The organism is Archangium sp., from assembly GCF_036388035.1.
Classification (GTDB): domain Bacteria; phylum Myxococcota; class Myxococcia; order Myxococcales; family Myxococcaceae; genus Archangium.
In genome coordinates this window covers 1-11,553 of the sequence record NZ_DASVSO010000874.1, presented here as the reverse complement: position 1 = coordinate 11,553, position 11,553 = coordinate 1, and the positions used below count along the sequence as shown (strand labels likewise).

General features: G+C 71.3%; 9 protein-coding genes. 5 read left to right on the top strand and 4 right to left on the bottom strand.

Going from position 1 to position 11,553, the window contains the following annotated elements; all coding sequences use genetic code 11:
* From VF697_RS35985 to alaS, 3 genes are all read right to left on the bottom strand, one after another.
* On the bottom strand, positions 1 to 1,887 hold a 1,887-nt coding region (locus VF697_RS35985; RefSeq protein WP_331102256.1), incomplete at its 3' end, for a TIGR02266 family protein.
* Positions 1,888 to 1,913: 26 nt separating this feature from the next.
* Positions 1,914 to 2,555: a DUF4352 domain-containing protein gene (locus tag VF697_RS35980; protein WP_331102254.1), complete on the bottom strand. Its 642-nt coding sequence runs from the start codon at positions 2,553 to 2,555 to the stop codon at positions 1,914 to 1,916.
* Positions 2,552 to 5,254: an alanine--tRNA ligase gene (gene alaS, locus VF697_RS35975; RefSeq protein ID WP_331102252.1), complete on the bottom strand. Its 2,703-nt coding sequence runs from the start codon at positions 5,252 to 5,254 to the stop codon at positions 2,552 to 2,554. Before alaS ends, VF697_RS35980 begins: the two co-directional genes overlap by 4 nt.
* 72 nt (positions 5,255 to 5,326) lie before the next feature.
* On the opposite strand from alaS, the gene VF697_RS35970 reads away from it, so the two are divergent.
* The 4 genes from VF697_RS35970 to VF697_RS35955 all read left to right on the top strand — a co-directional run bounded on the left by VF697_RS35970 (position 5,327) and on the right by VF697_RS35955 (position 8,114).
* Positions 5,327 to 6,067, top strand: coding sequence for a HEAT repeat domain-containing protein (locus VF697_RS35970; RefSeq protein WP_331102250.1), 741 nt, complete (start codon positions 5,327 to 5,329; stop codon positions 6,065 to 6,067).
* Between the two features lie 66 nt (positions 6,068 to 6,133).
* Positions 6,134 to 6,880, top strand: a complete 747-nt coding sequence (locus VF697_RS35965; RefSeq protein WP_331102248.1) for a HEAT repeat domain-containing protein — start codon at positions 6,134 to 6,136, stop codon at positions 6,878 to 6,880.
* Positions 6,881 to 6,898: 18 nt separating this feature from the next.
* Positions 6,899 to 7,429, top strand: coding sequence for a Wall-associated protein precursor (locus tag VF697_RS35960; protein WP_331102246.1), 531 nt, complete (start codon positions 6,899 to 6,901; stop codon positions 7,427 to 7,429).
* Positions 7,419 to 8,114, top strand: coding sequence for a hypothetical protein (locus tag VF697_RS35955; RefSeq protein WP_331102244.1), 696 nt, complete (start codon positions 7,419 to 7,421; stop codon positions 8,112 to 8,114). Before VF697_RS35960 ends, VF697_RS35955 begins: the two co-directional genes overlap by 11 nt.
* Before the next feature lies 1 nt (position 8,115).
* Here the strand turns inward: VF697_RS35955 and VF697_RS35950 are convergent, their stop codons facing one another.
* Positions 8,116 to 11,064: a helicase C-terminal domain-containing protein gene (locus tag VF697_RS35950; protein WP_331102242.1), complete on the bottom strand. Its 2,949-nt coding sequence runs from the start codon at positions 11,062 to 11,064 to the stop codon at positions 8,116 to 8,118.
* 281 nt (positions 11,065 to 11,345) lie between these two features.
* Between VF697_RS35950 and VF697_RS35945 the strand changes: the two genes are divergently transcribed.
* On the top strand, positions 11,346 to 11,553 hold a 208-nt coding region (locus VF697_RS35945; protein ID WP_331102240.1), incomplete at its 3' end, for a hypothetical protein.

Genomic DNA, 11,553 nt, shown 5'->3' with positions numbered 1-11,553 from the left:
GAAGGCGAGCGCCGCGGCCGAGGGGGCGTTGAGGATGCGCAGGACGTTGAGCCCGGCGAGCGTGCCCGCCTCGCGCATGGCGGCGCGCTGCCGGTCGTCGAAGTGGGCGGGAACGCACAGCACGGTGCGCGCGGCGTCGTGGCCGAGGAAGGCGGTGGCGGCGGACTTGAGCTCGCGCAGGAGCCGGGCGGCGAGCTCGGGGAGGAGATGGCTCCCGCCCCGCAGCTCGATGCTGATGTCGCCACGCGGGCCGGCGATGATGGGGAAGGGCAGGGGACCGCCGAGCGCGCGCACCAGGGGAGAGTGGGCGCGCAGCCCGAGGAAGCGGCGGAGCCCGAGGACGGCATGACGCGGATTGCGCCCGGCCTCGGCCCTGGCGGCGGCGCCCACGAGGAACTCACCCGACTCGTCCACGGCCAGGAGCGAGGGGAGCGACTGAGCCTCACCGAGAGGAATGAGCCGGAGCGTGCCCTGGTGGTGGACGGCGACGCGGGCGTGCGAGGTCCCGAGATCGATGCCGAGCACCACCTCGGGGTGCGCGGCCACCACGGGAGTGGAGACGGGCACGTCGAGGATGGCGCGGCGGCGCCCCTTGAGCTCGGGCGAAGAGCGGCGGGGTTCCTCGGGGACGGGAGGCGCCTCGCGGGCCACTTCCGGGAGGGCCGGGGGGCGCTCGTGGGGCTCGATGGGGGCAGGGGCCTCACGCGCGGCCGGGGCAGGGGAGGGCTCCACCGGGGCGGGCGCGGGTGGCGCCGGAGTCACGGAGACGGGCGGCTCCGTCGGAGCGGGAGCTGCCGGTGCCGGGGGCGCGGGAGGCTCGGGAATGACGACGTCGATGGACTCGAGCTCCACGAAGTCATTCGGGGAGGACTCCGGCGCGTCGGGGTCGAGATGCTCCAGGACGGCGTTGGCGAGGAGGTCTTGGGTCGTGGGACGCGGAGGCTCCTCGCGCTCCGCTGGAGCGGAGGGGCTCGCGGGTTCCGACGCGGCGGGAGCGATCTGCCTGGGCTCGGTGGGGACCACCTGGGCCACGACCGGAGCCCGCTCCGGTGGGGCCGTGCTGGGCTGCTGGGGCGCCGCGAGGGGCGGCTCGGGTGGGGCCGGGACCTGCTGCTCGACCGCGACGGGAGGCCTCGCCGGCGCTGGCGGGGACGCGGCTGGTTTCGAAGCGGGCGGGACCGCCGGCCGTGCTGGAGCCTTGGCCGCCGGCTGCCGCGGGCGGGGGGCGGCCTGCTGAGGGGCGACGGGAGGCGCCTGTTTCGCCGAGCTCGGAGCCGCCTGCTTGGGCGAGCCCGTGGCCCCTGTTGCTGGCGCGGCCGGCTTGGGGGCGGGCGGGACGGTCGGTGTGCCGGTGGCCGCCGGTTTCGGAGCGGGGGGAGCCGGTTGCGCGGGGGCGTTGGGCGTCGCCCGAGGCGGCGCGGACATCGCCACCTGCTTGCGAAGCGCCTCCGCGGAGATGACGGGGCGCCCGCGCTTGCCCGTCGTCGCTCCCTCGGTGCGGACCGCGGGCGTCTGCTCCGGCCCGGGAGTGGGCGTGGCGGGCGCCGGGCTGGACTCAGCCGTGCCCTCCTTGAGCTGGCTCTTGCGGCTCACGATGCGGTCGATGAGCGCCTTGCTGAAGGCATCGAGGCGCACGAAGCGCACGGTCATGCCGGCGCGAGGGCCCTCGGCCTGCGACTTCACCACCACGCCCTCGCCGCGCAGCAGGCGCCCGCCGTCCACCAGCACCAGCTCGAAGGAGAGCCCCGTGCCCTCGGGCTTGGGCGAGCGCGTGGCGATGAAGAGGCCCCCACGCGCGACGTTGGAGCCGTACTTCTCGATGAACTCCTCCTCCGTGGCGTACGGAAGACGGATGCGCAGCGGGAGGAGCTTGGGCTCGACCGTCACTGTCCGTCACCGCCGCCCGGAGGAGCTCATTGCAGGGGAATGCGAGCGGCCTCGCCGCTGCTCGCGGGCAGCACGAGGGTCAGCTCGGGGGCAATGGCGGCCGGGGGCACCTCGAAGAGGAGGACGAGCGAGTCGCGCTGATCCTTCTCCCAGGCGCGGTCCAGCTTGCGCGTGCCGGCGAGGGTCTGGGCGTCACGGGCGATGGGGTACTCCTGGCCTCCGGCGTCCACGAGCTTCGCCCCCGAGAGCGAGAGCTGTCCGGACTGGGCGCCGACGTTCTGGACGATGAGCTCGGCGCGGACGAAGAGCTCGTCGGTGGTGAGGCTCACCTTGCCGGTGCCGCGCAGCGAGTGCAGCGACTCCAGCTGGGTGAGCTTCACGGCGAACGAGTCCACGTGCACGGTGTCATTGGAGCCGGGCGGGGTGAGCTTCCTCGCCTGGTCCGCCTCGTGGCCCGCGGCCAGCCCGGCGAGGCGCGCGTTGGGATCGGCGGACTCGGCGGCCTGGGGAGGGCCGGAGGTCGCACCGCCCTGGTTCACGCGATCCACCTCCTGGCGCAGCTTCGCCAGGGTGCGGTCCTCGTCGGGCGCGGGCTCCTCCTTCTTGCAGCCCCCGAGGAGGGCCGCCGAGCAGAGGAGCGCCGCGAGGCCACGGGCGTACGGGCTCATGAGAGGGGGGTCCCCTTCACCAGCTCGTACAGCTTGTCGAAGGCCGCGGGGATGCGCGAGGGGTCCTCGCCGCCGCCCTGGGCCAGGTCCGGCTTGCCACCGCCGCGGCCGTTGACCTCCTTGGCCATGTCGCGCAGCAGGTTGCCGGCGTGGACGCCCTTGGCCACCATGTCCTTGGTGACGGCCACGAGCAGGACGACCTTGCCGTCCTTCTCGCCGCCGATGGCCACGATGCCGGACTTGATGCGGTCGCGCAGCTGGTCCGCCAGCCCGCGGAACACGTTGGGGTCCGCCGGGTCCATGCGCGTGGCGAGCACCTTCATGCCGTTGATGTCGCGCGCCTGCTCCATCAGGTCCTTGCTGGAGCCGGCCTGCGCCTTGACGGCCACCTCCTCGACCTTGCGCTCCAGCTCCTTCACGCGCTTCTGCGTGGCCTCGACGCGCTTGACGAGGTCCTTGGGCGAGGTCTTCAGCAGCTCGGCGGCCTTCTTCAGCTCGCGCTCGGTGTCGCGCACGTACTGGAGCGCGCCCACGCCGGTGACGGCGGTGATGCGGCGCACGCCCGAGGCCACGCCGGCCTCGCTGACGATCTTGAAGAGCCCGATGTCACCGCTGCGCCGCACATGGGTGCCGCCGCACAGCTCGGTGGACTGGGGGTGCACGGTGACGACGCGCACCGTCTCGCCGTACTTCTCGCCAAACATGGCGACGGCGCCGGACTTCTTGGCGTCCTCCAGGTTCATGACGCGCGTCTGGGCCTCGGTGTTCTCGCGCACCCAGGTGTTGACGATGTCCTCCACCTGGTCGAGCTGCTCGTGCGTCATGGGCGCGAAGTGCGAGAAGTCGAAGCGCAGGTAGTCCGGCGCCACCACGGAGCCGGCCTGCTTGACGTGCTCGCCCAGCTCCATCTTGAGCGCCTTGTGCAGCAGGTGCGTGGCCGAGTGGTTGGCGCGGATGGACGAGCGGCGCTGGCCGTCCACGCCGGTCTGCACCATGTCACCCACCTTGAAGGTGCCCTGCGTCACCTTCACGTGGTGGACGATGAGGCCGGACACCGGGCGCTGCGCGTCCCGCACCTCGGCCACCGCCTTGCCGCCGTGGCCGACGATGCGGCCCGTGTCGCCCTGCTGGCCGCCGGACTCGCCGTAGAAGGGCGTGCGGTCCAGCACCAGCTCCACCTCGTCACCCGTGTTGGCCTCGGTCAGCTCGACGCCGCCCTTGTTGATGATGGCGCGCACGGAGCCCTCGCCCTCGTGACCCACGCCCTCGTAGCCGAGGAACTGGGTGGGGCCCAGGCGCTCCAGGAGCTGGAGGTGGACGGTGGCGATGGCCTTGTCCTTGGAGATGCCGCCCTCGTCCGTGCCCTTCTCGGCCTCCTCCTTCTTGAGCTTCTCGTAGCCCTTGATGTCGGCCTCGAAGCCGCGCTCCTTGAGGATGATCTCCGTGAGGTCCCACGGGAAGCCGTAGGTGCCGTGGAGCTCCCAGACCTTCTCGCCCGAGAGGACCTTCTCCCCGGACTGCTTCATCCGGGCCACTTCCTCGTCGATGAGCTTCATGCCGCGGTTGAGCGTGCGGCGGAAGCTCTCCTCCTCGTGCTTGCAGACCTCGAGCATGAAGGTGCGGCTCTCGCGCAGCTCGGGGTAGGCGTCACCCATGAGCTCGATGACGCGGTCCACGACCTTGGAGAAGAAGACCTCGTCGAGCCCCAGCAGCGAGCCATGGCGGATGGCGCGGCGCATGATGCGGCGCAGCACGTAGCCGCGGCCCTCGTTGGAGGGCTGCACGCCGTCGGAGATGAGGAAGGCGGCCGCGCGGCTGTGGTCCGCCACGACGCGCATGGAGGCCCCGCCCTCCTGGGTGTAGGGCTTGCCGACCAGCTCGCTCACCCGGGAGATGATGCCCTGGAAGAGGTCCGTGTCGTAGTTGGAGCGCTTGCCCTGCACGACGGAGGCGATGCGCTCCAGGCCCGCGCCCGTGTCGATGGACGGCTTGGGCAGGGGGATGAGCGGCGCGTCCTTCTCCTTGCGCTCGAACTGCATGAACACGAGGTTCCAGATCTCCAGCCACCGGTCACAGTCGCACGCCACGCCCTGGCACGGCTTGCCCCGGGCCTCCTCGACGCAGGGGATGTCATTGCCCTGGTGGAAGTGGATTTCGGAGCACGGGCCGCACGGGCCGGTATCGCCCATGGCCCAGAAGTTGTCCTTGAGGCCGAGCTTGAGGATGCGCTCGCGCGGCACGCCCTGCTTCGCCCACAGCTCGAAGGCCTCCTCGTCCCAGGGGATGCCACCCTCGCCGTTGAACACGGTGACGGCGAGCCGCGCCTTGTCGAGCCCGAGCGTCTTCGTCACGAACTCCCAGCCGTAGGCAATCGCGTCGGCCTTGAAGTAGTCGCCGAAGGAGAAGTTGCCGAGCATCTCGAAGAACGTGTGGTGTCGGGCGGTATAGCCCACGTTGTCGAGGTCGTTGTGCTTGCCACCGGCGCGCACGCACTTCTGCGAGGTGGTGGCGCGCGAGTAGTCGCGCTTCTCGCGGCCGGTGAAGACGTCCTTGAACTGGACCATGCCTGCGTTGGTGAACAGCAGGGTGGGGTCGTTCTGGGGGACGAGGGACGACGACGCCACACGGCGGTGGCCGCGCTCCTCGAAGAACTTGAGGAACGCCTCGCGAATCTGGGAGGCGGACAGGACAGAGGACATGGTGAGGGTATATGCCACAAGTGGTGGGGGTGCTGCGTTTCTTCTGGACCGAGCTAGGATCGACCGCCTGACATGCGCTCCCCATCCCACCTTGTCCTCCTCCTGCTTGCCCTCCCAGCAAGCGTCCTGGCCCAGACAGACCCGCAGACCGCCTCCCTCGGGAGGACGCTGAAGCAGGGCGCCGCACCCGAGCACCGCCTGCAGGCGGCCCGTGTCCTGGGCGAGTCGGAGGATCCGGAGGCGCTCGGGCCCCTGTGCGAGGGGCTGAAGGACGCGAGCGGGGAGGTGCGGGCGGCGGCGGCCGAGGCCCTGGCAAAACTGGGGGAGGTGGCCGGACTGGAGTGCCTGGAGGCCCGGAAGGAGGAAGCGGACGCGGCGGCACAGGCGGCCCTTGGGAAAGCGCTCAAGCGGCTGCGGGAGTTGAAGGCGCGGCCCCCCCGCGTGTACGTGATGCTGACGGGCGTGAAGGACACGACGGGGACGGTGTCGCCGGAACTGGTGAAGTCCACCGAGGCGCGGATGCGGCGGACGCTCGCCCAGAAGGGGGCGTGGCTGGCCCCGGAGAAGGAGAGCGAGGCGGCGGCCAAGGGTGTGCTGCACAAGCACAAGGTCCAGGGCTACAGGCTGGTGGGGGAGCTCCGCCCCGGGCCCGAGGGCGGGCTGAAGCTGTCGGTGATGTGGGTGCGCTACCCGGGCAAGCAGCTGCTCGGGACCGTGGAGGTCCAGGCCTCCGGGGCGGATCCGGGGGAGCTGCTCGCGGCCCTGGCGCCCCAGGCCGTCGAGGAGGTCTCCAGCTCGTTCGATTGGAAGTAGCGCGGCGCGCCATGAGCCAGGGGCGTGCGTTCCCCGCCCCGGTCCAGGCTAGGATCGGTTCCCTGAATGCGGAGCCCGTCCTCGCTGCTCGCCCTCGTGCTGCTCACCCTGCCTGGCTTCGTGATGGCCCAGGTGGACTCCCGGATCGCCTCGCTGAGCAAACAGCTCGGACAGGGGCAGGAGCCCCGGTTGCGCTCCCAGGCCGCACAGGGCCTGGGGTCCTCGGATGACCCGGAGGCCCTGAAGCCACTGTGCGAGGGGCTGAAGGACCCGAGCGAGCAGGTGCGCGCGGCGGCGGCCCAGGCGCTGGGGAAGCTGAAGGAAGTGGCCGGGCTGGAGTGCCTGAAGGCCCGCAAGAGCGAGTCGGACGCGGCGGCGCAGGCGGCCATCAAGGCCTCCATGGAGACGCTCCAGGCGCTGAAGGCACGGCCCCCGAAGGTCTACGTGCAGCTCGGTGGAGTGAAGGACAAGACGGGCAAGCTGCGGCCGGAGGTGGTGAAGGTCACCGAGGCCCGGATGCGGCGGAAGCTCGCGCAGATGGGGGCGATGCTGGCTCCGGCGAAGGAGGCCAAGGCGGCGGCGCAAGGGGTGCTGCGCAAGCATGGCATCGCCGGCTACCGGGTGACGGCGGAGATCCAGCCCACGGAAGAAGGAGGCCTGGTGGTGCGGATGGTGTGCATCGGCTATCCGGACCAGGCGCTGCTGGGAGACGTGGAGGTGCAGGCGTCGGGAGCCAAGCCCGAGGATCTGCTCAAGGTGCTCGCGCCCCGCATCATCGAGGAGGCGGCGGACACGTTCGAGTGGGACACGTAACCTCGGCGGAGGCGTCACATGCTCACGGTTCTGCTGTTGCTGCTCGCGCAGGTGCCGTGCGCGCCCAATGACTTGTCCGTGGTGTGCAAGTGCAAGCAGGGGGCGGCCAGCGCGTGCGACACGCTGCGGCTGAGTGAACCGGCGCTCGCCGAGGAACTGGAGCTGGCGGTACAGGCCGCGGCGGCGATGCAGGGCGCTCAGCGAGCGGCCGAGGCGCTCCAGGACGAGGCGCAGTCGTCCCCCGCCTCGCCCGAGCCCCCCGAGTGCAAAGGGCAGTTGCACCACATCATCTCCCGGCCCATCGCCAAGGCATTGGAGAAACATCGAACATTGCGCGGTCTCTACAAGCCGCGCGACTCACGCTTCGTCACCCGAGCCGTGGATGAACCGGCTCATTGCGGCTACCAGCAGTGGCACCGGGATGTGGACGCAGAGGTCATCAACTGGCTCGATGACAACCGCACGGCGACCCCGAAACAGTTCGAGGCCCTCCTCCGGCAAATCTACAACCGGCCCGACATGCGTGCGAGGTTCCCTCATGGTTTCTGATCCTGCTGTACCCCCGCGCTTTTTCGTCCTGGAGAAGGGGGCGCTCTGGTCCCGTTACGATGTCGATGTCGAAGAACTCGAGCCCGTCAATCGCGAAGAGGGAGCCGACTGCCCGCGGTGTGGTGGCGCTATCGGCATGATGAAGTGGCTGCCCCCCTACCGTGTCGAGTTGGTACTGCACGGTGAGGAGCTCGGGGACTTCATCAAGGCGCTGGGGGATGACCTTCTCGTCTCGGAGCGGTTCGCTCAGGCATTCCGCGACGAGGGGCTTACGGGGCTGGAGGGCTTCCACCCGGTCGAGGTGACGCGGGTGTGCCGTAAGCGGCGGGGCCCCAAGCCATCCCATGTTCCTCAGTACCTTGCCGTCACCGCCTGCTTCAGTCATGCGGCGGTGGACCTGGGGCGCAGCCGCATCCGTTATGCCGACGACCCTCCCACGTGTGACGAGTGCCGCGAGGCCACCAAGAATGCCATCTACGGCTTCACCCTGGAGACCGGTACCTGGCAGGGCGAGGACGTCTTTCGTCCCCGAGGACTGTATGGGCGCTTGGTCGTCTCCGAGCGGTTCGTGCGTTTCGTGGAGCGCCACGGGTTCACCAACATGACCCTGGTTCCCACCGAGGAAGTCGTATGGGACCCATTGGAACTCGGGCCGCCGCCCACCACGAAACAGGGCCTGAATTGACTCAGGCCTTGCGGATGAGCCCCATCTCCTCGATGGCGGCGAAGACGCGCACGCGGGCCTCGGACCAGGGGAGCAACTCCACGCGGTAGCCGGCGAGCGCGTCCAGCAGCAGTTGTCGGTAACTGGGATGACCCGGGTCGGCGATGACGACCACGCCCCGGTCCCCGTGCGAGCGGATGAGCCGGCCCACACCCTGGCGCAGCATCAGCAGCGCCCGAGGCAGCCGGTAGTGGAGGAAGCCCAGGTGCGCGTTGCCTCCCCGGGCGAGGGGCTCCTCGCGCGCGGCCACCAGCGGGCGGCTGGCGGGCTCCAGCGGCAGCTTGTCGATGAAGACGCAGCCCACGCCCCGGCCGGGGATGTCCACGCCCTGCCAGAAGCTCTTCGTCCCCAGCAGCACCGTGCCGGTGTCCTTCTCCTGCCGCGCCGCCAGCGAGCGCCCGTGCCCGCGCGACTGCCGCATCACCTCGATGCCCTGTGGCTCCAGCCGTGCCTTCACCTGGTCGCCCACGCGCTCCATCCGCCGCGTCGAGGCGAACAGCCCCAGCACCCGCCCGCCCATCACCTGCGCCAGCCCGGACACGCGCGTCGCGGCCCAGTCGATGAAGGCCTCCTCGTGCGCGCGCGGAGCATCCGTCACCAGCACCACCAGCGCCTGCTTGCGCAAGTCAAAGGGCGTGGGCGCGCGCAGCATCCGGGGCGCGGGGATGCCCTCGTTGCGCCCGTCCAACCCCAGCCGCCCGAGCACGTACGGCATCCGCTCGGTGCCCGTGCTCAACGTGGCCGAGGCCAGCACCAGTGAGCGCTTGTGCTGCGCGAAGTCCCGCGACACGTAGGCCGCCACGTTCACCGGCTGCGCGCTCAGGCTCCAGCGCTGCTTGCGAGGCACCGCCGTGGCCGCGTAGCACCGGCCCTCCGCCGGCTCGTCGGACAGCTCGGACGCCAGCGTGGTCAGCTCCAGCACCTCCGAGACGGCTCCCGCCAACTCGCGCTCCAGCGGCGGAATCTTCACCGCCAGGTCCGGCAGAATCTCCGGCAGCCCCACCGTGAGCAGCTTGTGCAGCGACTGGAGGCACTCGCGCACGTCCATCAGGCCCTCGCGCACCGGCTCCCAGGGAGGCGAGGCCCTCACCTCGGCGGTGATGCGCAACTCGGGCGCATAGGCCGTCTCGTCCGCGTCCTCGGAGGCACTCGCGGAGGCCGGCTCGCACAGGGCCACCACTCGCTCGCCCAGCCCGCGCGCGGACGAGCCCACCGACAGCAGGGCGCTTTCGATCTCGCTCATCAGCACGCGAGCCTCCGCGCGCCGCGAGGCGAAGAGGGCCCGCCGCAACTCAGCGAAGAGGCCGCGTCGCCCGTCGCGCCCGTGGAGCCGCTCGGTGAGCCGGCCGAAGGCGAAGTCCGACAGCTCCGAGGAGAGCGCGGTGGTGGCCACGTCCTCCACCTCGTGCGCCTCGTCGAGCACCAGGTGCTCCATCTTCGGGTAGCGCTGGGGCCACGCGAAGGCGAGGGACTGGTTGATGACGAGCACGTCCGCGTCGCGCGCCTGGGCCACCGCCGAGTGGTAGTAGCACCGGTGGAAGTGCGGGCAGCGCTCGCCGAGCGTGGTGGCCGCCTCCGAGCGCACCGCGGGCGCCAGGGCGATCAACACGGGGAAGCGCTCGCGGAACCAGTGGCTGAGCCGGTCGAGGTCCCCATCCAGGCTGCGGCGCATCACGGCGCGCAGGTAGGCCCGGGGAGCGCGGGCGGCGTGGCTCATGCCGGGCTCCACGCGGGTGACGTCCAGCGCGCGGCGGCGGCAGAGGTAGTTCGTCTGGCCCTTGAGGAGCGTGTACGAGAAGGCGCCGCCGGTGGCGCGGTGCAGGCGGGGCAGGTCCTTCTCGATGAGCTGGTCCTGCAGCGTCTTGGTGTGGGGGGCCACGCCCACCTTGCGCCCGTTGCGAGCGGCGAAGAGGGCCGCGGGCGCCAGGTACGCGAGCGACTTGCCCGTGCCCGTGCCGGCCTCCACCGCGAGCTGCCCGCCCTCGGACAACGTGCGCGCCACGGCCTGGGCCATCTCGAGCTGCGCGGGGCGAGCGGCGAAGCCCTCCTGGGCGCGCTCCAGGGCACCGCCGGGGCCGAGCAGCGCCGACACCTCCTCGGAGCGCACGGGCAGCACGGGGGTGCTCTCCTCCGGCTCGGGAGGAAGCTTCGTCCCGTCGAGCCGCAGCCGCTCGGGGCGGCCGGGGAGGAAGCCCGTGGCCTCCAGCTTCAGCGGAGCGGGGCTCGCGCGGCACAGCCTCCACAGCCCGGTGAGCATCGAGACGAGGGGCCTCGCCTCCGGGTCGACATCCCCCTCCAGGTCCAGCCCGGACTCCCCGGCTTCTATCTGCGCCAGCCGCAGCGCGGCGCGTGGGTCCAACGTCTCGAGCAGATCGGCGAGGTCCTCGGCGCGCCCGTCGCGGATGCAGCCCTCCATCGCGTGGACGAGCACGGCGTGGGTGGCCTCGCAGTCCGTCATGGCGCGGTGGCGCGAGCGAGGGCCCTTGCCGGCCCAGCGCAGCAGGGCCTCCAGCGAGTGGCTGGACAGCTCCGGGTGCAGGTAGTGCATCAGCTCGCACGAGTCGAGCACCGGGGCGCGGATGGGGCCGAGCAGCTCCGGGAGGAAGCCCTTCTCGAAGGAGGCGTTGTGGGCCACCACCGTCCAGCCGGCGAGCCGCTTGCGCAGCTCCGGCACCTTGTCGGCGAGCCGGGGCATGCCAGCGAGCTGCGCGTCCTCGATGCCCGTGAGCCGGCGGATGGTGAGGGCCAGGGGGCGCGAGGCGGCGAAGAAGTGGACGTAGCGGTCCACCACCTGGCCGTTCTCGACGAAGAGGGCGCCGAGCTCGATGACCTCATCGACGCGCGGATCCAACCCCGTCGTCTCGAGGTCCAGGAACACGTGTCGGTTGAAGAGCTCCGCCGCGCCGCCCATGGGGAAGAGGGCCCAGCCTAGCCGCCTTCGGGCGTCGTGCCGAGAAACGGGGGGGTCCAGGGGCGGGACGGAACGGACGAGCAGTGAGTTCCGCCGCGGACTTCACGCGGGGAGGGTGTGTGGTTCACCGGCCGCAGCCGTGGCGGCCCGGACACGCACGCGGCGGGGAGCGACCGCTCGACACCGCGAACCGACCGTTCGGCCCGCGGGCCCTCGCCAGCGCCCTGGATGGGCTCAACCTTGCACTGCACCGCGCGAACTCGCGCTCTCGGAGTCTCGTTATGACGATCGCCGCCAGTGGTTTTCCTGTCGACACCGCCGATGCTCCTCCCACGGCACCCTCGGTCCCTCGCCTTCGCAGGCCTCGCGCGACGTTGCTCGCGGCGCTCGGGCTGGGCCTCTGCGCCGAGGTGCTCTTCGATGGGGCCGCGCTCGGCCTGTCGTTCCCGCTGTTCGTCGGGCTCTTCCTCTCGGCGCTGCTCGCCCTCG